This is a genomic window from Enterococcus sp. DIV1298c (genome assembly GCF_017316315.1).
In the GTDB taxonomy this organism is placed as follows: domain Bacteria; phylum Bacillota; class Bacilli; order Lactobacillales; family Enterococcaceae; genus Enterococcus_B; species Enterococcus_B mangumiae.
Window position 1 is genome coordinate 85,954 of sequence record NZ_JAFLWG010000016.1, and the last position, 20,906, is coordinate 106,859.

Sequence of the window (20,906 nt, forward strand, 5' to 3'; positions counted from 1 at the left end):
GGCGAAAAGCATGTAAAATTAAGTTAACAATAATAAATCGAGGTAATCACGATGCGAGAAAAAAAACAAACGAGTACTTTTGCGAAAGTGACCAAATTAGTGATTTGGACAATGTTGATTTTGACAATCGGTTCAGTCGTTTTAACTGCTGTAATCAGTGTAATGTAGATAACTGCTAATAACCTTAGTCTCTTTATGACCAATGATAAAAAAAGCAGAGCTTGGAAATCATTTCTGATTTTCAGGCTCTGCTTTTTTAGTTGAATGCTTCTTGCATCGTTTTATTTTTTCGCTAAGCGCAGTAATTCTTTGGCATGTTCGATCGTTAATGGTGTGATCTCACTACCTGCCAACATTCGCGCAATTTCATTTTCTCTTTCAGCCGCAGCTAGTTCGGCAACAGATGTTCGTGTTCTTCCACCGACTACTTCTTTTACAATGTAGTATTGATAATCCGCTACAGCAGCTACTTGGGGTAGATGTGTGATGCAGAGTACTTGAGAATACTTAGAGATTTTCAATATCTTATCTGCAATGGCTTGTGCCACTCGGCCACTGACCCCAGTATCTACTTCGTCAAAAATGATACTAGTCACCCCATGCTCAGAAGAAAAAATGGTTTTCAATGCAAGTAATACTCGGGACAACTCACCGCCTGAAGCAACTTTGACCAGCGGTTTCAATGGTTCTCCTGGATTCGTCGTGATATAAAATTCAACGACATCAATCCCTTGCTCGTCTAATCGTCCATCTGTTCGATTGGAAAAACGAACTTCAAATTCGGTATTTTCCATATACAGGCTCTTCAATTCACGTAAAATCGACTGTTCTAACTCACTTGCGATGGCTTTTCTTGCTTGATGTAATTCATTCGCACATTGAAAAGCCCGTTCTTCTTTTTGAGTGAGTTCTTGCTTCATTTTATCAAGCTGACCTTCTGTAAAGTCGGAAGAATCTAGTTCCTCTGAAATTTCTTCGTAGTAGGCTAAGATTGCTTCAACTGAATCACCGTATTTACGTTTTAATTGTCGGATCGTTTCCATACGTTGCGTTACTTCCTCTAAACGATTTTCATCTAGTTCAAGTAAATCGATTTGTCTGCTCATATCCCCTACTGCATCCTGCAACAAATAGTAGGCACTCTGGATATTCTCAAAAATCGCTTCGTATTCTGGATCAAGATGCGCGATACTCTGTATTTCAGAAACAGCCATCCCGACACCATCAAGACTGCTTTGTTCCCCTTCACTTAATGCGCCGTAACCCGTAGCCAAGCCATCAACGATTTTTTGATAATTACTTAACTTATCGCGCTCTTCTTTTAGTTTTTCTTCTTCACCAACTACTAGTTGTGCAGCTGCGATTTCTTCTTGTTGAAAGTTCAACATATCGATGCGTTGCACATAGTTTTTTTCGTTTTGTTGGATTTTGCGTACTTTTTTTTCTAGTTCACGATATGCTTCATAAGCTTCTTGATATGTTCTTTTCTTCTCTTGGAACGTTGCATCCCCAAAACGATCAAGTAAAACAAGATGCGATTCAGGTTGTAGTAATTCTTGGTGTTCATTTTGGCCTTGGATATCCACTAAGTAACCACCGACACGTCTTAGATTCGCCAATGTAACAATATGCCCGTTGATCCGACAGACATTTTTTCCTGTCAATGACATATCACGGCGAACAATCAGGTTTGAGCCATCCGACTCGATCCCCAATTCTTCCATCAATGATTCAAAGCCCTTTTGCTTTGGCCATTCGAATAATCCTTCAAGAATACATTTATCCGCACCTTGACGGATATAATCACTTGATCCGCGACCCCCTGCTAATAAGCCTAAAGCATCAATGATAATTGACTTACCCGCACCGGTTTCTCCTGTTAAAGCAGTCATTCCTTCATGAAACGACAACCGCAACTCAGGAATAATCGCAAAATTGGTGATACTGATTTCTTGTAGCATTGCAATCACTCCTTAGATTAAAGGTAATGCAGAAAATCTTTCTTTAATTGAACAGCATCTTCTTCCAATCGTGTGATCATCAACACATTGTCATCATCATTGATGATCGAGAATAATTCTTTTTTGTAACGCTTATCGATCAGATTTGCAGCAGCTGAAGCATTACCCGGCAAGGTTTTCAAAATAACGAATTTCTCCATCTGGTCAACAGCTACAAATGCGTCTTTCAATAGCTTTTCTAACTTTGTGTTCACATCTTCACTTGTTTCAGCAGGCAAACTATAACGATAGCCGCCATCTACAGCTGGAACTTTGATCAATTTCAGCTCTTTGATATCTCTTGAAATCGTCGCTTGCGTGACAGAGATCCCTCTATTTTTTAGTATTTCTACAAATTCTTCTTGTTTACGTATATCTTGTTCATTCAGTAATCGAGTAATCAAACGATGTCGATCTTTTTTTCTCATGCTCAATCCGCTCCTTCGCCAATCCTTCTTCTATCAATGATAGCTTATTTCAAGCGCTTAATAAAGAAGAACTCATAGTCTTTTTTTGTCATTTTTCGAGACTATCGCTTATGCGTAAATTGTTCATGAGCCATTTCAACGATTTGAACTGGATCAACGTTCGCATAGATTGTTCCTTTATCTGATACTTTTTTCAAGTGCGCTAAAAATTCAATATTTCCTTCTCCACCAGTGATTGGAGAATAACTTAGATCCAATACATCAAAACCATGTTCTGTAGAAAAAGTCAAAATTTCTTCGATAACTTGTTGATGTGTTGCAGCATCACGGACGATGCCATTTTTGCCAACAGCTTCTCTGCCTGCTTCGAACTGTGGTTTGATCAATGCGATCACTTCACCTTCTGGTTTTAAAATCGCATGTAAAGGTGGTAACATCAGTTTCAAAGAGATGAATGAAACATCGATAACTGCCACTTCAGGAACACCTTGATCAAAATCTTCTGGTTTTGCATAACGAAAATTAACGCGTTCCATCACTACCACTTTGGGGTCTTGGCGGATTTTCCATGCTAACTGATTATAGCCCACATCTAACGCATAACTCATCTTTGCACCATTTTGCAGTGCTGCATCTGTAAAGCCTCCAGTAGATGCCCCAATATCAAGCAATACCTTATCCTTTACTGTCAGATCAAACTGCTTTAATGCCTTCTCTAATTTTAACCCACCACGAGATACATACGGCAATTTTTTTCCTTTGACTTTTAGTTCACTGCTCACAGGGATTTTCTCTCCTGGTTTGTCAAAACGTTCATTTTTTTCATTATAGATCAAACCAGCCATCACAGAACGTTTTGCTTGTTCCCTCGTTTCAAATAGCCCTTGTTTGACAGCTAATACATCTACTCGTTCTTTTTCCATCCTTTTCCTCACTTCTCATCGAATCGTTTGACCAATTGACGAAGGATGTCTCCATCAAATGAACAAACTTCTTGTTCTAACTGGGCAATGATCTCATTAGCGGAATGGATTTCTTGTTGCAAGGCAGCTCTTGTCTGCTCGATTCCTAATAAACGAGGGTACGTATTTTTATCCGCTCGCTCATCCTTGCCCGCTGTTTTTCCTAACGCTTCAGTCGTGCTAGTTACATCCAATAGATCATCGCGGATTTGAAATGCTAAACCGAGATGTGCGGCGATTTTTTGTAATTGAAGCAAGACTTCTTCTGGTTGTTCCGCTAAAATACCCCCAGCTAGCAAAGCATAGCGTATAAGACGTCCAGTCTTTCGCTCGTGGATCAGTGCTAATTCTTCTAGCGTCAACTCTTTCGTTTCACCTTCGATATCTGCCGCTTGACCTGCTACCATTCCTTGGGTTCCAGCGCTAACAGCTAATTGCTGCAATAACAATAATTTTGGTGAATTGGCTAAGTGAGTCATACTGATCAACTGAAAGGCCCCTGTTAGTAAACCATCGCCTGCTAAAATCGCTAAAGCTTCTCCGTAAACTTTATGGTTCGTTGGCTTGCCTCTGCGCAGATCATCATTATCCATCGCAGGAAGATCATCATGGATCAATGAATACGTATGGATCATTTCTAATGCGGCTGCCACTTGGTAAACCGAAGTGTTGATCTTGGTACCAAATGAAGAGACAGTTGCTAGTAAAGCAAGTGGTCGGATTCTTTTTCCGCCCGCATGGATCGAATAGACCATACTTTCCTTCAGACGTTCATCCGACGTATATTCCGTAATGAAAGAAACCATTTCTTCTTCTACCAAAGGCAGGTGGATCTCAGAAAAATCAGTTAGTTCCATCATTCTCCCTCTTTCTCGTCAAAAGTGATTTCTTCATTCGTTTCAGTCATCATTTTTGTTAATGTTTCTTCCGCTTTCGAAAGTGTATCTTGACATTGCTTACTCAATTCCATTCCTCTTTTGAACGCATCTAACGCTGATTCTAAAGGGACATCTCCTTGCTCTAATTGCATGACGATTTTTTCTAATTCTTGCAATGATTCTTCAAATGTTGGATTTGCCATCTTATTCTGTCTCCTTTTCGATCTGTTCCACTTTGCCTTTGACCCGTCCATCTGCATAATGAATGACTAATTCATCACCGACTTGGATCTCTTCGACACTTTTTGCTACTTGATCATTCAACGTCGTGTAGCTATATCCTCTACCCATGATTTTTAAAGGACTAAGTAAATCAAGTGATTGAACCGCTTGTTGAAATTTTTGTTGCTGTTGTTGCATATATTGTTGGATTTTTTCTGCTAATCGTTTTTCTAAGTAGCTTGTTTCTTGCTTGGCTGCTTTCACTCGATAAATTGGTGCGACTTGTTGCAACTGATGACTTAAATTCAACGTTTGTTTTTCTTTTGCATGATAAATTTGCTGTGTCGCTTGATACAGACGTTGCCGCAATTGATCTAATTTGATTGTTTGTCCTTCGTAAAGTCGTTCAGGTTGACGAAAAACATAAGATTGTCGCGCTCGAGCAAATCGTTCTTGCTTTCTTTGGATCTGACGTAAAAAACCTTGTTCTAAGCGTGCTTGTCGTTCTTTGATCCGCATCAACTCTTCAGATAGCACTGGTACAGCCAATTCAGCTGCCGCAGTCGGTGTCGCTGCGCGAACATCTGCAACTAAGTCGGCGATCGTCGTGTCTGTTTCGTGTCCGACAGAGGAAATACTTGGCGTTTTGGCTTGGTAAATGGCACGAGCCACTCGTTCCTCATTGAAAGGCCAAAGATCCTCAATCGAGCCGCCTCCGCGTCCGATGATCATCGTATCGAAATTCCCCAGCTCTTCTACACGTTGGATATTGCGAACGACATCATCTGCAGCCTGATTTCCTTGGACGACCGTTGGGAACAAAACAAGCTGCGCAATCGGATAACGACGTTTGACCGTCGTGATGATGTCACGAATGACCGCACCACTCGGACTTGTTAATACGGCGATCCTTTTGGGAAATCTCGGTAGCGCCTGTTTAGGTCCGGCAAATAGGCCTTCTTTCATCAATTTCTCTTTTCGTTCCTCTAACTCTTGGTAGAGCGCACCGACACCATCCGGCTCCATATGTTCTACGTAGATTTGATAAGAACCACTGGCTTCGTAAAGAGAGATACGACCAATCACTAATACTTTCATGCCCTCTTTTGGTTGGAAACGTAACTTTTGGAAAGCCCCCTTGAACATGATCGCAGAAATTTTTGCATGATCATCTTTTAAGCTGAAGTATTGATGCGCATTTGCTCGCATACGGAAATTTGAGATTTCACCAGTTAAATAAACTCTTTCCAAATATGGATCTGCTTCGAATTTTCGTTTTAAATATTTGGTTAACGTGGTGACCGTGAGATACTCTTGCGTCATAACTCGCCTCGCTCCGCTTCAGCTGATTGCACCGTTTGTGCCATCAGCATCGTGATCGTCATTGGTCCTACTCCTTTAGGAACAGGTGTGATGAAGCTTGTAAGAGGAGCGACTTCATCAAATTTGACATCACCAATCAATTTGCCTTCCTTATCGCGATTCATACCGACATCGATAACGACTGCACCAGGTTTGACAAAATCCTTCGTTACAAAGTGACCGCGACCAATAGCTACCACGAGGATATCTGCTTCTCGCGCTAATGCTGGAAGGTCCTTCGTTTTTGAATGAGCGATCGTGACTGTCGCATCCGCCATCAATAAAAGTTGTCCCATTGGTTTACCAACAATATTACTACGACCGATCACTACAGCACGTTTGCCTGTTAAATCAATATTATAAGCTTCAAACATTTTCATGATTCCATAAGGCGTACAAGGGATCTTATCCGGATTTCCTGCAAACAAGCGTCCTAGATTTAATGGATGGAAACCATCGACATCTTTTTTAGGATCGATAGCCAATAATACTTTTTCTTCATCAATATGCTCTGGCAATGGCAACTGTACCAGTATGCCATGGAAAAGAGGATCGCGGTTGTATTTCTCGATTTCACTCAACAGTTCATCTTCTGAGATTGTTTGACTATAGCGTTCTACTTTTGAATAAATGCCTAATTGATTGGCTACTCGCTCTTTATTGCGAACATAGACTTGGCTTGCTGGATTTTCGCCAACTAATAAAACAACTAATCCGGGATTGATTTGTCGTTCATTAAGCTCTTTTACTTTTAAAGCAAGTTCTGCTTGCATTTTTTCTGCTAATTCTTTTCCATTTATCAGTTCTGACATACGATCACTCCCAGATATTTTTGCTTTCATTCTACCATAGAAATCTCTTGTAACATAACCTGATTTCTTGACCATCATAGAAAAAAGCTAGGACTTACGCCCCAGCTTCTAATTCTTTCAACACATTCGATAACATACCATTCACGAACTTACGTGAGCGGTCGTCACTGAAGGTCTTCGCTAACTCGATTGCTTCATTCAATGCAACGGTTGCAGGTACGTCATCCACGTACATCATTTCGAAAATCGCGATTCTTAAAATAATCAAATCCATTTTGGAGATACGGTTGATCCGCCAATTATTTTTTAAATGCTTTTCAATGATCGTGTCTAACGATTCTTTTTTTGCACAGACGCCACCTACTAGTGTGTCTAGATATACCGGAACAAATTCTGATTGCTCTTCATTGATCATCTCTTGGTGATCCAACTCGATCGCATTGAAAATCGCATCTTCTTTCGTCAGATCAGTATTGAAATCTAATGGGAACAATGCCTGTAATGCCATCTCGCGAATTTCGTGTCTTGATAACTCTTTATTCATTTTCTTCCTCTTCGTCCTCAAAAAGTTCATCGATTGCTGGTTGTTCCAATTTTTCTGGCACAACTGCTACGACATGGATATTGACTTCAGCTAGTGCAATGTCGGTCATGAAAAGTACTTCTTGGTTCACTCGATCTTGCATTTCCATCGCTACTTTTGGTACTGAAACGCCATATTCTAAATAACAATATAAGTCAACTTTCAAACCTTCTTCATCATTGACTAAATATACACCTTTACCATGCGCTGCGCGACCTAGCAATTCTGTGACATTGCTAGCAAAAGTTCCACGCATCCCGTAGACACCTTCGACTTTAGAAGCTGCAATACCGATAATGACTTCGATTACTTCTGGTGCAATCACGATTTCTCCTAAATCTTGATTAGCATGTAAGACTAAGTTTTTTTCGTCTGCCATTTTTATTTATTCCTCCTTTTGCCTACGTACATCCCTCACTTCAATAAGCTCCGTTCATGTACCTAGGAAAACTGTCGCCTGCAAATCAGTCATGCGTGAAAAACGCGCCGTTTACAATCGCTTGATTTCTCTTATAGTGTATCATTAAATGAGCCCATTTTCTATAACAAAGTCTGAGTTTTGACATTTACATTTATTGAAAAAGGCTAATCGATCATAAAATAATCAATTCTTTTGGTGAGTGAGTCAACACCCGATTTCCTTCAGCCGTGATCAACAGATCATCTTCAATCCGGACCCCGCCAACTCCTGGTAAGTAAATACCTGGTTCATCTGTGATGACATTACCAACAACAAACGGCTTCTCTGCACGAGCAGATACATTAGGCCCTTCGTGGATCTCTAACCCAATACCGTGGCCAGTCGAATGACCAAATGCTTCACCGTAACCATGTTTACTGATATAGTCTCTAGCCACTGCATCAAGCTGGATTCCTGTCACACCTGGTTTAGCAGCTTCTAACACTGCTAATTGAGCATCCAAGACGATTTGATAGATTTCTTTCAGCGTTTCTCCTGGATCACCGATCGCAAAAGTACGAGTCATATCAGAAACATAGCCTTCGTAGTAACAGCCAAAGTCGATCGTGATCAAATCCCCTTGTTCAATGATCTTTTTGCTAGCAACACCATGTGGCATTGCGGAACGAACGCCACTTGCCACGATCGTTTCAAAAGATACACCGGATGCACCTAGTGAGCGCATATAGAAATCTAATTGGTTCGCAACTTCGATCTCTGTCATGCCTGGTTGGATCATTTTTAGGATATGATCATACGCCATGTCAGCGATACTACATGCTTTTTCAATGATCACTAATTCATCGTCATCTTTTACTTCACGCAATTCTTCAATCATGTCAGAAACAGGGATCAATTCTGCATCAAGTAATTCTTCTAATACCGAATACTCTAAAAATGACACTGTACGTTCTTCAAACGCTAGATTTTTCAAACCTTCTTTGCGCGTCAAATCTGCTACTTCTTCAAAGATAGGGGCAACATTTTTGATGATCTCAAAGCCTTGTGCTTGTGCTGCTGCTTGTTCTGTATAACGAAAATCCGTAATAAAAAAAGCTTTATCTAATGTGATCACAGCTAAACCAGTCGTTCCGGTAAAGTTTGTCAAATAGCGGAGATTGTAAGGACTTGTCACTAAAAATGAATCTAGATTCGCTTCTCGCATTTTTTTGCGTAACTTTTCTACTCGTAACATCATGTGTAAATTCCTTCTTTCTTTGCACTCTTTTTATCATTATAGCAAACTTTCTTTTTTATAGGCATAAGAAAGATAAATTCCCTCAATAGAAACGAACAAAGCGTTCTGACTTGAACTTTCACTCAAGTCAAAACGCTTCATACTTTTATTTCTAAGATCTTTTGCCAAAGAAAAATGAAACAACTGCAACTAAGATCACTGCCCCTAAAATAGATGGAATAAGTGCCATACCAGCAGCGCTCGGTCCCCAGTTGCCAAAAATCGCTTGACCGATCGTTGAACCAATCAAACCAGCAATAATATTTGTGATGCATCCCATTGAATTTCCTTTACTTGTGATTGCTCCAGCAATCGCTCCAATGATCGCACCAACAATCAATGTCCATAACCAACTCATCGTATAACCTCCCTCTTTACTTCTTAAGTTTATCATAAGAAATAAAAACCAAGCAAACGATGAGGGTTCGCTACAGATCATTTACGCTTAAAAATACCAATCACACCTCGTTTGACTACGTCGAACAAACTGAGAGAGCGCACCATGTGACTTGGGTCGACATATTTTCGAACTGCTCGTAAAACTTCCTTAGGGCGCTTAGCAGAAAATGAATACGTCCCATTTTTCTTTGTTCGAATCGCAAAACGGGGAATCCATTTCCCTTTGAACATCACTGAGGCAATTACTACATCGACCTCTTCCCAAGGGATCTGCACAAATTTACGTGCATCGCGATCGTTGTAAAATTCAAATCCTTTATCCCCGATCATGATTTTTCCATATTCTGCTACCCCTAGATAAGAGGTGGCATTCATCGTTAAGTCCACTTTTGTATTCAGCGATTGGACCATTTCAATCACTCCATTTCTAATCAATCTAAAGTTATATTAAGTAAAAGAAGGTAGGTCAGAAGCGGTTGACCTCACTTATACTCACAAGTTTTCGCTTCTATATCAAGGTCATCTTATCATAAATTATATGCCTTTTCGAGCATAGACACTACCTTCAACGAACAGTTTCTCCCATTCACTCCCTGATGTAACAGGACGATTGAAGAGACCAATCTCGATACGTTTCAAGAAAAAAGCTGCAACAAAAATCAATGATTGATTTCTGTCACAGCTTATCTTTTATTCCTTTAGATTACATTAAACCGATCAAGTGGAATACGATACCCACTACGAATAATCCAAGAATGATAACGATTGGTGAAACTTTTTTCTTCAATAACCACATACAGAACAATGTTAGTAACAATGCAGCTAATCCAGGGATCAAGCTGTCTAAGTTGTCTTGTAATGTTGTTACTTTGTATTCAGATAGAGAAAGTCCAGCTGCTTGTTGTTCCAAAGCACTCTTGATTCCTTCAGCACCTGCAGGTAAGCTGCTCCAGTCAATGAACGCGCCATCGTCAAGTTTAACTTCTGATACTACTGGTGCGAAACCAATAGATACCCAACGGTTAACTAATGAACCTAAGATGAACATCCCTAAGATTGAAGCACCTTTAGTGATATCTTGCAACAATCCACCAGATAAATCTTCTGTGATTTTAGAACCAGCTTTGTAGCCGAATTCTTGTGTGTACCACATAAATGCCATACGGATGATATTCCAAGCAACGAAATAAATGATTGGGCCTAAGATGTTACCAGCCATCGCTAGAGAAGCTGCTAAAGCACCAAGGATCGGTCTTACTGTAAACCAGAAGACTGGATCACCGATACCAGCTAAAGGACCCATCATACCAACCTTAACCCCTTGAATCGCAACATCATCAACAGGTGCGCCATTTGCACGTTCTTCTTCTAGTGCAAGAGTTACCCCGATGATTGGTGAAGCAACGTATGGATGTGTGTTGAAAAACTCTAAATGACGTGTCAACGCAGCCGCACGGTCTTCTTTTGTTTTATATAATTTCTTGATCGCTGGGATCATTGAGAATGCCCAACCACCATTTTGCATACGTTCGTAGTTCCAAGATCCTTGAAGGAAAGTCGAACGCAACCAAACAGAAATACGATCTTTTTTAGATAATTGAATTCTTTCTTCTGCCATTTCGTGAACGCCTCCTTTAATAGTTATCGATGATATCGCCTAGTGGGTCACCAGTATTTGAGCTTCCGCCGTTACCTGAACCACCTTGTTTAGAAAGTGCCAAGTAAATAAGAGCTAAAGCAATACCGATTGCGCCTAGACCGATAAGAGTGATTTCTGATACAGTTGCCAAAACAAAACCGATTGCAAAGAATGGCCATACTTCTTTTGTAGCCATCATGTTGATAACCATTGCGTAACCAACGGCAACGACCATTCCACCACCGATAGCTAATCCGTCTGTTAACCAAACTGGCATAGATTCAAGTAAGCTTCTTACTGGACCTTCACCGATTGCTAAGATCAAACCAGCAGGGATTGCAATACGAACACCTTGCATACAGATTGCAACAATATGCCATAATTCAACTTTTCTAAAGTTACCTTCTTTTGCAGCAGCATCCATCAAATGAACAAACGCTGTCGCAATCGTACGACAAATGATTGTTAACAATAAACCAGCAACAGCTAGTGGCACAGCAATCGCGATTGCTGAAGAAACGCCGGCTGAACCTTGACCACCTAAAACTAAAATAATTGCAGATGCAACAGATGCTAAAGCAGCATCGGGAGCGACAGCGGCACCGATATTTGCCCAACCTAGCGCGATCATTTGTAATGTACCACCTAAGATAAGACAAGGAACTAGATTTCCAGTTACTAAGCCGATCAACGTACATGCAACAACTGGTTGATGGAATTGAAATTCATCAAGAATTCCTTCCATACCAGCTAAAAATGCGACGATGATGACTAAGATCACTTGAATAATATTTAAATCCATGATAGTAATCCTCCATTTTTTCTGATAATTAATTAAGCACGATTTTTCAATTCATCTTGCGCTTTTTTCAAAATTTCATCCATGTTTCCTTTAGAGTCATTCGGTACTTTACGTACATCGAATTTCACGCCAGATTCTTTCAATTTATTGAATGAGTCAATATCATCTTGACTGAAAGCAAGTACTTTATTTGGTTGTACTTTACCTGGAGAATGCGCCATTGAACCGACGTTCACTGTTTCTAGTGGTACGCCACCTTCAACTGCACGCACGACATCTTGAGGATTTTCAAACAATAGCAATGCGCGTTGTCCACCAAAATGTTGATCGTCTTTTGCAAGTTTGATCATTTGTTCAACTGGTACAACGTGAGCTTTTACCCCAGGAGGTGCAGCTTGTTGGATCAATTTTTTACGTAATTCATCTTTTGCTACAGCATCAGATACAACGATGATACGTGTTGGTTTTGTTGTTTTTGTCCAAGCAGTTGCTACTTGTCCGTGCAACAAACGTGAATCAATACGTGCTAATACATAAGTGAATTTACCAGGTGCTCCTGAAGTACTAGCTTCTTGTCCTGCAGCTTTAGTTTCTACTACTGGCTCTAATTCTTCTGGTTTGACTTTCACACCTTCTTTTGCTGTTTCAATGATATGAGCAGCAATTTCATGCGCTGATTCCATTGAAAAACGTGAAGCATATGCTTCGATCAGCATAGGCAAGTTCAAACCACTTACGATTGCCCACTTATCTTTGTGTTCTTCAAATAATGTGTTTGATTGATTGAACGGAGTTCCGCCCCATAAATCAACTAAGAATAAGACTTCGTCTTGGTTATCGAAGGAAGCGACTGCTTCTTCTAATTTGGCTCTCAAGTCATCTGGACCTTCACTCGGTTGTAAAACAACAGCTTTGACGTTTTCTTGTTCGCCAAAGATCATTGAACCCGACTGTAAGATTCCTTCAGCAAATTGCCCATGACTTGCAAGGATAATCCCTACCATATTTATACCTCCTACTTCTTTTTGTTGTAACAAAATCAAAAATAAAAAAATAAGTGCTTTCCTCTTACAACAGATACATTTGACCGTTACGCAACAACAATTTTATGCTTTTTTGGCTTTGGTCAGCAATTCCATCAAAAAGATTTTCCGATCTGCGGGTACTTTCCGAATCTCCAGTTCGACACCTTGTCCATCCAAAAAATGGAAGGCTTCAATATCTCGTTGATCGACGGACACAAAATTTGTGATCATGGTTTTCCCTTCAGAAAAACTCATTCCTCCGATATTTAGAGAATTCAGTCGGATACCACTTCGGACAATTTTTTCAACGTCTTTAGGATTCGTAAACAAAAGCATCACTTTCGTTCTCGCTAAGAGTCCGCTCTCAAAAATCTGGATCATCTTTTCGACTGTGATGACATTTGCCATGATCCCTGGAGGAGCAGCTTCTTTTAAAAGAAACTTTCGTAACTTATCTTTTGCTACTACGTCACTGATGACGATGATACGTTCAACGCCAGTCAATTTAGACCAGACAGTTGCAACTTGCCCATGGATCAAACGATCATCTATACGTGCTAATCGAATATCCATTCGTAAATCTCCTTCTTTTAAAATCACTACGCAAAACATCTTCCTACTCGTATAGGAAGAATCTCCGTTAAGCACACTTTATTAAAAGCAAGAACCGTGCCAACTTTAAAAAGATACACTGCTTTATTTAATGGTTTCTTATACAATACACAAAAAAAGATACACTACAATAGTGTATCTTTTTTGTGTATATCCTCATTAGTGTATTCTTTTTTCTCTAAATGGTTGTTGATCATCTTCAACAGATAATACACTTCTTCCAACGGAAATTTCACTTTGATCTTTTCTTCTAAATCGTTTAACGGCTCAATTACTTTTACATACAACGGGTCATTTTCAATCAAATGATCCTCTTGTCTTTCGACAGAAAGCGGCTCATCTAAAACGACACGCTCGATCATTCCTGCTGTATGCAAGACCAAGTTGATCATAAATCCGTATTCTTTGACGTCGATACCTGCTGAATCCATTAAGCCATCTGCAAATCTCCAAAGAGGATCGATCAACTTTTCTCCATTGATAAATGTAAAATTCTCAGCGATAAATGACACACATGTCGTTTTAGCTGTCTCTTCATTCAACAACACATCTTCCGTTTCGTCTAATTCTGACTCCAATAATAGTTGATCTAAAATCACTTCAATATTTTGATCAATAAATCGCTCTAAAGGAATAAATGGTGCAGCGATGTGTGGATCAGTGATTCCTGTCGTTGCAATGATTTGATAGTTTTTTTGGATCTCTGGTAGTTTTGTTTTCAAATCAACGATCGACAATGCAATCACTTCTAATTGGGCTTCTTGCCTTTTGCTGACTGCTCGTTCAATCAAAGATTTGATCCGTTGTGCCGTTCCTTCGCCTGACGCACAGATCGCCACTACTGCTTTTCGTTGTTTATCCGTCACTTCTTTACTGACCTCTCCAGATGAAACCTCAGCATAACCTCGAAAATTCTTCAAGGATTCATAAAGTAGATCAAGGTCTGTTCCTAGTACAGAAACTTTACGCACCGTTTCTAAAACTAAAGAAGTCGTGACCATATCGACCGTTCGGACTGGAATACCAGTATCTTGTTGGATCTGTGTATTGAAGGACGCAAGTGACCCCATATCTACTAAAAGAATCGTTCCACTTCCTTCATCTACTTCTTGCACACTACGTTCGATCCGACTCAATGCCGTTTTCGGGTCCATATCTAGCGGCATATCCACTGCACGAACATTATCCGCATCAAGCAACTGTTGCACCACTTGGACCATACTGCTCGCCGTACTATTGCCATGTGCAGCTACAACGACACCGATCCGACCGCTTGCTTGATTCGCTCGTAACGAGACAAGTAAAACGGTCAAATAGTAATCTTCACTTTCTGGGATATCCACTTGGAAATACGCTTCGATATGTTGCCGTACTTCCTTGGCCAACGAATATTCCTCAGGGAAATCGATCGCCATTTCACGAATATTATCATTCGTATGACGCTCTTCCCCTAAATGGATTCGTTTTAGAAAAGAACTGATATGAAGACTCATCGCATAAATAAAGTTTTGTTGAAATTCATAAGGTAATGATTGCTTGACCATCATATAAATCTGATTCGTTACTTCAATGATTTTAGGATCGACAAACTCCGCTAACTTATTGTCAGCATTAAATGAAAATCCATGATCTTTGTAGAATGACTTTAAATGGATATTGATATCCGTTGAGATAAAATGATTGATGGCTTCTTGGTCCAATCCGTCTGACTTCAGCAATGCTGCTTTATCGCCAATAATATCGTATAAATTGTAAGGTAACTCATAAGAGTCCGCCTGTAACTGCATCACATCATCGTTCGGAAATACTGTGATTTTTGGGTCAAGAATCTTAGATAACTCTGCCATCTCTTTCCGATTACTTGCCAATTGGATCAACCCACTACGAATCCCTTCCGTCAAATCATCGATCGTGATCGATATTTCAGGTTTATTCATGTGATTCAAAAATCCACGCGCACAAACTAATTGGATATTCGACTTCAGCTGTCCGATATTCCCGTAAGTGACACTCCCTATTAGCGCTTTCACAACATCTTCTGTCAAAGAGATTTTTCTTTGTGTACGATTGGCTTCGTGAGCAATCATGATTTTGACTAAATCGATTTTTTCATTTGCTGGGCGTCGATCAAAAGCAGGCAACTTGATGTTGATAGGGATACGACGAACGAACGTTTCAAGTAGTGCCGAACCTGGATCTTCCGTCGTGGCACCGACGATCCGAACATTCGCTTCATGAGATTTTGTTGTTTCACCCAATCGACTATACGTGCCATGATCCATAAAGTAAAAAATCATTTCTTGTCCTTCAGGAGGCAGGCGATGGATCTCATCCAAGAAAAGCATTCCACCATCTGCTTGGTCAATGATCCCCATTTTCTCTTCTTCTGCACCTGTAAATGCACCTTTGACATAGCCAAAAAGATGACTCATCAGTAATTCTGGGTTATTCGCGTAATCGGCACAGTTGAAGACGATCAGTTCTGTATCATCTTCCACTACATGGTTCGTTTTAGCAAAATGAAACATCGCATGAGCAAAATAGGTTTTTCCTGATCCCGTTGGCCCAGTGATCAAACAGTTCAGTCCTCTTGGCGGATATAAAATCGCCGCCTTGGCTTGCTCCACTGAGTTTTTCATACTGCCATTTGCCCCGATGATCTTGGCAAAGATATCCTTCGTATCTACTTGAAGACTCGGCTTTTTCACACCAGTCATTTCTTCTTTATAACTTGGTACATATTTGGTTAATGGTTTTTCTGTGATTGGACTCTCTTGGTAAACATACCGAACCGGACGACCATCCATTTTCTTTAGCTTTCCTTCGCGTACTAGTTTGTTAAGATCTTTACTGCTATTGGTACGCTGGATACCCAAAACTTCAGCAATCTCTTGGGTCGTTACGCCTTGATCATTTTCTTCTATTGATAAATGAGCGGTCTTTTCTTTGACATACGTATAAATTCGGTCAATTCGTTTTGCCAATTTTTTCGCCCCTTTTCTCTTGTCCTTGAAACTTAATACTATTGATTTAATCACTATTCGTCAACTATTTATATCAAAAAGGAAGCAAGATACATTCAAAACGACAAAGAACGTTAGTTATTTATTTTTCAAGCAAATAATACACTTTTGAAATAGCAGGATTTTATAGATAGAACTAACAACTGTCTGGCTCTTTTTATTTTTTTCGCATTCTCTTTTCCATATATAGCTGAAGAACATTGCTAAACCACTAATGATAGATGCCCTTCATTCTACAGAGACAAAAAAACCATCTCTTGCTGAGTCGAAACCGGCCCTCATGAGAATAGTCTGATTTAAATCATAAAAAGCCCTATCCCTTGCTATGCAAGGAATAGAGCCAACTGTTCATTAAGCTTCTTGAGCTACTGGATAAACAGACACTTGTTTTTTGTCGCGGCCTTTGCGTTCGAAACGAACAACACCGTCAACTTTAGCAAATAAAGTGTCATCTCCACCAATACCTACGTTCACACCTGGATAAATTTTTGTTCCGCGTTGGCGGTAAAGAATTGATCCACCTGTAACTGTTTGTCCGTCAGCACGTTTAGCACCTAGACGTTTTGATTCTGAGTCACGGCCGTTAGATGTAGAACCGCCACCTTTTTTGTGGGCGAATAATTGTAGATTCATTGTTAACAACATGGTCTGCACCTCCTATTTTCATTTGATTGTTTTTGTTTGGATATGTTCTGGGTTGTCAGCTTCGATCGATTGTAAACCTAATAGGAGATTCTCCAATAAGATTTCAGCAATATTGTTTTGCTCTTGTGTCAATGGTGAAATTACTTCGACGTACAAATAGCCGCCTTCTTCTTCATTCATTTCAACAATCGGTTCGAAACCTGCTAATGAAGCAATCCCGTTGACCGTGCTGATCGCTAATGCAGAAACACCTGCACAGACGATATCACTTCCGTAAGGACCGGCATCAGCATGTCCAGTCAAAGTAAATGAAACGATTTGACCAGCGTCATTTCGTTTAAATGTCCCTTTGATCATTTTTTAGGCCTTCTTTCTCAAACGCAGATTAAGCGTTGATCGCGTCGATAACCACTTTTGTGTATGGTTGACGATGACCTTGTTTGCGGTGTGAGTGTTTTTTAGGTTTGTATTTGAAAGTTACGACTTTCTTTTGTTTGCCGTGTTTTTCAACTGTACCTTCAACTGTTGCACCAGAAACGGTTGGAGCGCCTACTTTCGTAGTTTCGCCACCTACTAAAATAACTTCGTCAAATACAACCTTTTCGCCTGCTTCAACGTCAAGTTTTTCGATGTAGATCGTTTGTCCAACTTCAACTTTAACTTGTTTACCACCTGTTTTAATAATTGCGTACATGCTTTAAAGCACCTCCTTATTTTCATACTTAGACTCGCCATCCAGAGTGACAGGGTGACCTGTGCTTTTAACTCGTTCTGTGCGGTTGTAGCTGTGGAGACCACAATTACAACATTACTAGAATACCAAATCTGGCTTTATTCGTCAACTACTTTTTATGTTGCCAATCATTCGTCAATTGATCGATTTCTTTTTATAATGGATAAGAACAGGAGTTGATGAGATGGATTATCCAAAACAATTAATTGACGAAGCCACGCGCCGTATCCAAGGGTATCACGTAGAAGGGTTTGTTGCAGGCCAAGGTCCTATGCAGCCTAAGTTGATGCTAGTCGGCGAAGCACCAGGAAAAACAGAAATTGAGAACCATATTCCATTTAGCGGTCAAGCTGGCAAAGAGTTGATGAATGCCCTGCAGTCAGTCGGTTTATCTCGAGAAGAAGTGTATATCACGAGTGCTGTTAGAAGTCGCCCCTACCGTATCGTCCAACGGATCAATGGACGGACTCAAAAATCAGAGATCGTCTATCCGAATCGAACGCCTAGTAAAGCAGAAGTGTTTGCCCATGCACCGATCTTGGATTATGAATTGCAACATGTTCGTCCCCAATTGATTGCCACATTAGGTAATATTGGGTTGCAGCGCTTGTTAGGAAAAGACTATACGATTTCAAAAAATCACGGGAAATTGTATACGGGACCAGTCTTAGAGTTGAATCAACAACACGATGCTTACCAGTACTCCAACAAGCAATATAAGGTACTGCCACTCTTTCATCCAGCTGCTATTTTTTATAATCGAACATTGACAGACACTATTTTAGCGGATTGGCAAACACTCGGAGAACTACTTCACCAAAAAATATAAAGACAGCAAAGAACCAAGCAATCCCTTATTTTAGGCGCAATTGCTTGGTTCTTTGTTTCGTCTACCCGATCAGGCAAAGATTTTATCGCCTTTTACCAAGTCTTCGTTGTAATGGGCGATTTTCTTTTGAAGACGATCGTAGCAAGCTTGCATCTCTGCCATCTTTCTTTCCAATTGGGCGCTTTCTTCCATCAGCAAGTCTCTACGAGCAAGGATCGTTTCTTCACCTGCACAATATAAACGGATATACTCGGTCAAGGACTCGATCGACAAACCCGCGCTTCGCATACATAGTGTGAAGTCGACCCAGCGTAAATCTTCTTCGGTATAATCACGGATGCCCCCGGTTGTTCGATTTACCGGTGGAATCAGTCCGATTCGCTCATAGTAACGCAATGTATCCGCAGAGATGCCTTTTTCTTCACTGACTTGTTTGATATTCATTTTATTTCTCCGCCTCCCAGAAATCTGTTACTTTATTTTACCTTACCCCTTGTAACAGTCACAAATCTTTTTTGTCTCGCACATCATCCGACTACGCTTCACCGTCGATCACATATTTTTTGTGCAAGGAGGATAATGCATGGGCTACAGTGCGATGCTGTTCCGTCTTTTGTTTTTCCCAGAGATGTTCCAATTGCTTTTCAACTTCTGGCTGTAACGAAGTGTAAATGATCGTCTGCCCTTGTAAAGCAGCTTTTTCTTGAAATTCTTCAAATAAGCTTTGAGCCGTCAAATCAATACTCGGTACCCCACGCATCGAAAAAATGATTCCTTCTTTTTCTTGTAATTGTGCTAAGGTTGCCTTCAAGCGTTCAGCAGACATGAAGAACAAAGGTCCACTGATATAAACCACCGCCCAATTATCTAACTGTCTTGTTTCTGGTAAGTTCACTCGTTGCCAATCGACTTCTTCAATCGAAATCGTGATGGCTGCGCTCTTAGCAACAAAAAATACACATCCGCTGATGATTCCGATAACGATTGCTATACTTAGATCAAAGATCACTGTACACCCCATCGTCAAGAAAAATAAGAGGATCGCTGACCAGTATTTTTTAGCAAATAGTTCTTTGATCGTTTCCCATTCGTTCATACGCCAAGCAGTAACGATCAACACACCTGCTAGTGCTGGCATTGGGATATTCGACATGATCGGAGCAAAAATCAGCATAGATAGAAACAAGACGATGGCGTGGATCATCCCAGCTAATCTTGTTTGCGCACCTGATTTGATCGCTACACTCGTTCGAGCGATTGCTGCTGTCGCCGGAATCCCACCAAAAAATGGCAACAGTAGATTGCCAATCCCCTGTGCAATCAATTCTTGGTTGCTATCTAATTGACGATTCGCCATACGTCCTGCCGAAGCACCGCACAACAAACTTTCGATCATCCCTAATAACGCAATACTGATTGCAGGGACAAGTACTGTTTGGAACGCTGAAAGGCTAAAATCGCCAAGGGACAACCGATTGTTACTGATCAATGTTTGAGGAATTTCTCCTACCGTTGCGATTGGCCAATCAACAAGCATCATCAAAGCAGTTGTAATGACGATCGCTAGTAATGAACTTGGTATTTTTTGTCCCCATTTTTTAGGATAGAACACCATCCCGATGATCACCAAACTCCCCATTAGAAGCGTTGGAAAAGAGATAGCAAAGCCTAAATCTTGATAGCTAGTCAACTTCTCCATGACATTCGCACCTTTAGACGAGACTCCGAATAAATTATCCACCTGCCCCAATGCGATAATAATCGCGATCCCAGAAGTAAATCCGGTGATGACTGGCGCTGGAATAAACGAAGTCAACGTTCCAAGCCTAAAAATACCCGCAACTAGTAAAAAGCCGCCAGCTAAGAAAGTGGCTAACAAAACCCCTTGCATCCCTTGCTTAGCCGCAATAGACATCAAGATAGCCGCCATCGCACCAGTCGGACCAGAGATTTGATAGAACCCACCTGACAAACCACCAATGACTAGACCGGCAATGACAGCTGTAATCAACCCAGCGGCCGCATCAGCCCCACTTGAAACACCAAACGCCAATGCTAAAGGCAAAGCAACCGCAGCAACGGTGATTCCTGCCAATACATCTTTTTGGAATTTTGAAAGATCATAACCAGTAAATTCTTTTCTCAATAAACGCATATAATTCTTCAACAACACTACTACCCCATTTTCATAAAAAATTTATAAAATGCACGTTATAGGATAGCATATTCTAGCGACCAAAGTAAGGTTTTTCACA

General features: G+C 40.5%; 24 protein-coding genes and 1 other annotated feature. Of the genes, 2 read left to right on the plus strand and 22 right to left on the minus strand.

Annotated elements, in window-relative coordinates; all coding sequences use genetic code 11:
• Positions 1 to 51 precede the first annotated feature (51 nt).
• Positions 52 to 168: a DUF4044 domain-containing protein gene (locus JZO83_RS04740; protein WP_010735989.1), complete on the plus strand. Its 117-nt coding sequence runs from the start codon at positions 52 to 54 to the stop codon at positions 166 to 168.
• 113 nt (positions 169 to 281) lie between these two features.
• Here the strand turns inward: JZO83_RS04740 and recN are convergent, their stop codons facing one another.
• The 20 genes from recN to rplU all read right to left on the minus strand — a co-directional run bounded on the left by recN (position 282) and on the right by rplU (position 17,783).
• Positions 282 to 1,961 (minus strand): DNA repair protein RecN, encoded by a 1,680-nt coding sequence (gene recN, locus JZO83_RS04745; RefSeq protein ID WP_207115096.1) that lies wholly within the window; start codon positions 1,959 to 1,961, stop codon positions 282 to 284.
• A 17-nt stretch (positions 1,962 to 1,978) separates the two neighbouring features.
• On the minus strand, positions 1,979 to 2,428 hold the full coding sequence (locus tag JZO83_RS04750; protein ID WP_206856668.1) for an arginine repressor: 450 nt from the start codon (positions 2,426 to 2,428) through the stop codon (positions 1,979 to 1,981).
• 101 nt (positions 2,429 to 2,529) lie between these two features.
• A complete protein-coding gene (locus JZO83_RS04755) occupies positions 2,530 to 3,351 on the minus strand; it encodes a TlyA family RNA methyltransferase (RefSeq protein ID WP_207115097.1) in 822 nt (273 codons plus the stop codon).
• An 8-nt stretch (positions 3,352 to 3,359) separates the two neighbouring features.
• Positions 3,360 to 4,247 (minus strand): polyprenyl synthetase family protein, encoded by an 888-nt coding sequence (locus JZO83_RS04760; RefSeq protein WP_207115098.1) that lies wholly within the window; start codon positions 4,245 to 4,247, stop codon positions 3,360 to 3,362.
• Entirely contained in the window at positions 4,247 to 4,471 is a 225-nt protein-coding gene (locus JZO83_RS04765; protein ID WP_207115099.1) for an exodeoxyribonuclease VII small subunit, read from the minus strand. The genes JZO83_RS04760 and JZO83_RS04765 overlap by 1 nt, the downstream gene beginning before the upstream one ends.
• A gap of 1 nt (position 4,472) precedes the next feature.
• Positions 4,473 to 5,813, minus strand: a complete 1,341-nt coding sequence (xseA, locus tag JZO83_RS04770) for an exodeoxyribonuclease VII large subunit (protein WP_206856661.1) — start codon at positions 5,811 to 5,813, stop codon at positions 4,473 to 4,475.
• Positions 5,810 to 6,664, minus strand: a complete 855-nt coding sequence (locus JZO83_RS04775; RefSeq protein WP_207115100.1) for a bifunctional methylenetetrahydrofolate dehydrogenase/methenyltetrahydrofolate cyclohydrolase — start codon at positions 6,662 to 6,664, stop codon at positions 5,810 to 5,812. The genes xseA and JZO83_RS04775 overlap by 4 nt, the downstream gene beginning before the upstream one ends.
• 94 nt (positions 6,665 to 6,758) lie before the next feature.
• On the minus strand, positions 6,759 to 7,208 hold the full coding sequence (gene nusB / locus JZO83_RS04780) for a transcription antitermination factor NusB (RefSeq protein ID WP_206856657.1): 450 nt from the start codon (positions 7,206 to 7,208) through the stop codon (positions 6,759 to 6,761).
• Positions 7,201 to 7,626, minus strand: a complete 426-nt coding sequence (locus tag JZO83_RS04785) for an Asp23/Gls24 family envelope stress response protein (protein WP_206856656.1) — start codon at positions 7,624 to 7,626, stop codon at positions 7,201 to 7,203. Before JZO83_RS04785 ends, nusB begins: the two co-directional genes overlap by 8 nt.
• A gap of 214 nt (positions 7,627 to 7,840) precedes the next feature.
• Positions 7,841 to 8,905, minus strand: coding sequence for a Xaa-Pro peptidase family protein (locus JZO83_RS04790; RefSeq protein WP_207115101.1), 1,065 nt, complete (start codon positions 8,903 to 8,905; stop codon positions 7,841 to 7,843).
• Between the two features lie 151 nt (positions 8,906 to 9,056).
• Positions 9,057 to 9,302: a GlsB/YeaQ/YmgE family stress response membrane protein gene (locus JZO83_RS04795; RefSeq protein WP_010736004.1), complete on the minus strand. Its 246-nt coding sequence runs from the start codon at positions 9,300 to 9,302 to the stop codon at positions 9,057 to 9,059.
• A 77-nt stretch (positions 9,303 to 9,379) separates the two neighbouring features.
• The gene (locus JZO83_RS04800) at positions 9,380 to 9,754 is read right to left on the minus strand and encodes a DUF956 family protein (RefSeq protein WP_206856654.1); all 375 of its coding nucleotides are present in this window, start codon (positions 9,752 to 9,754) and stop codon (positions 9,380 to 9,382) included.
• A gap of 292 nt (positions 9,755 to 10,046) precedes the next feature.
• The gene (locus JZO83_RS04805; protein ID WP_206856653.1) at positions 10,047 to 10,961 is read right to left on the minus strand and encodes a PTS system mannose/fructose/sorbose family transporter subunit IID; all 915 of its coding nucleotides are present in this window, start codon (positions 10,959 to 10,961) and stop codon (positions 10,047 to 10,049) included.
• Positions 10,962 to 10,977: 16 nt separating this feature from the next.
• Complete coding sequence (locus JZO83_RS04810) at positions 10,978 to 11,784, minus strand: PTS mannose/fructose/sorbose transporter subunit IIC (RefSeq protein WP_206856651.1); 807 nt, start codon at positions 11,782 to 11,784, stop codon at positions 10,978 to 10,980.
• A gap of 32 nt (positions 11,785 to 11,816) precedes the next feature.
• Entirely contained in the window at positions 11,817 to 12,788 is a 972-nt protein-coding gene (locus JZO83_RS04815; RefSeq protein WP_206856648.1) for a mannose/fructose/sorbose PTS transporter subunit IIA, read from the minus strand.
• A 102-nt stretch (positions 12,789 to 12,890) separates the two neighbouring features.
• Positions 12,891 to 13,382 carry a mannose/fructose/sorbose PTS transporter subunit IIB gene (locus JZO83_RS04820; protein WP_206856647.1) on the minus strand — a complete coding sequence of 164 codons (492 nt, stop codon included), beginning with the start codon at positions 13,380 to 13,382 and terminating at the stop codon, positions 12,891 to 12,893.
• A 164-nt stretch (positions 13,383 to 13,546) separates the two neighbouring features.
• Positions 13,547 to 16,405 carry a sigma-54-dependent transcriptional regulator gene (locus tag JZO83_RS04825; protein ID WP_207115102.1) on the minus strand — a complete coding sequence of 953 codons (2,859 nt, stop codon included), beginning with the start codon at positions 16,403 to 16,405 and terminating at the stop codon, positions 13,547 to 13,549.
• A 390-nt stretch (positions 16,406 to 16,795) separates the two neighbouring features.
• The gene (rpmA, locus tag JZO83_RS04830; protein ID WP_010736011.1) at positions 16,796 to 17,089 is read right to left on the minus strand and encodes a 50S ribosomal protein L27; all 294 of its coding nucleotides are present in this window, start codon (positions 17,087 to 17,089) and stop codon (positions 16,796 to 16,798) included.
• Positions 17,090 to 17,107: 18 nt separating this feature from the next.
• Positions 17,108 to 17,446, minus strand: coding sequence for a ribosomal-processing cysteine protease Prp (locus JZO83_RS04835; protein WP_206856642.1), 339 nt, complete (start codon positions 17,444 to 17,446; stop codon positions 17,108 to 17,110).
• A 28-nt stretch (positions 17,447 to 17,474) separates the two neighbouring features.
• On the minus strand, positions 17,475 to 17,783 hold the full coding sequence (gene rplU, locus JZO83_RS04840) for a 50S ribosomal protein L21 (protein ID WP_019723824.1): 309 nt from the start codon (positions 17,781 to 17,783) through the stop codon (positions 17,475 to 17,477).
• Between the two features lie 20 nt (positions 17,784 to 17,803).
• Positions 17,804 to 17,880 (minus strand) — a sequence feature (ribosomal protein L21 leader region).
• A 126-nt stretch (positions 17,881 to 18,006) separates the two neighbouring features.
• Here rplU and JZO83_RS04845 point away from each other — a divergent pair.
• Positions 18,007 to 18,651: a uracil-DNA glycosylase gene (locus JZO83_RS04845; RefSeq protein ID WP_206856640.1), complete on the plus strand. Its 645-nt coding sequence runs from the start codon at positions 18,007 to 18,009 to the stop codon at positions 18,649 to 18,651.
• Between the two features lie 69 nt (positions 18,652 to 18,720).
• Here the strand turns inward: JZO83_RS04845 and JZO83_RS04850 are convergent, their stop codons facing one another.
• Both JZO83_RS04850 and JZO83_RS04855 read right to left on the minus strand, forming a co-directional pair.
• Complete coding sequence (locus JZO83_RS04850) at positions 18,721 to 19,095, minus strand: MerR family transcriptional regulator (RefSeq protein WP_207115103.1); 375 nt, start codon at positions 19,093 to 19,095, stop codon at positions 18,721 to 18,723.
• A gap of 91 nt (positions 19,096 to 19,186) precedes the next feature.
• Complete coding sequence (locus JZO83_RS04855; RefSeq protein WP_207115104.1) at positions 19,187 to 20,821, minus strand: SulP family inorganic anion transporter; 1,635 nt, start codon at positions 20,819 to 20,821, stop codon at positions 19,187 to 19,189.
• Positions 20,822 to 20,906 lie beyond the last annotated feature (85 nt).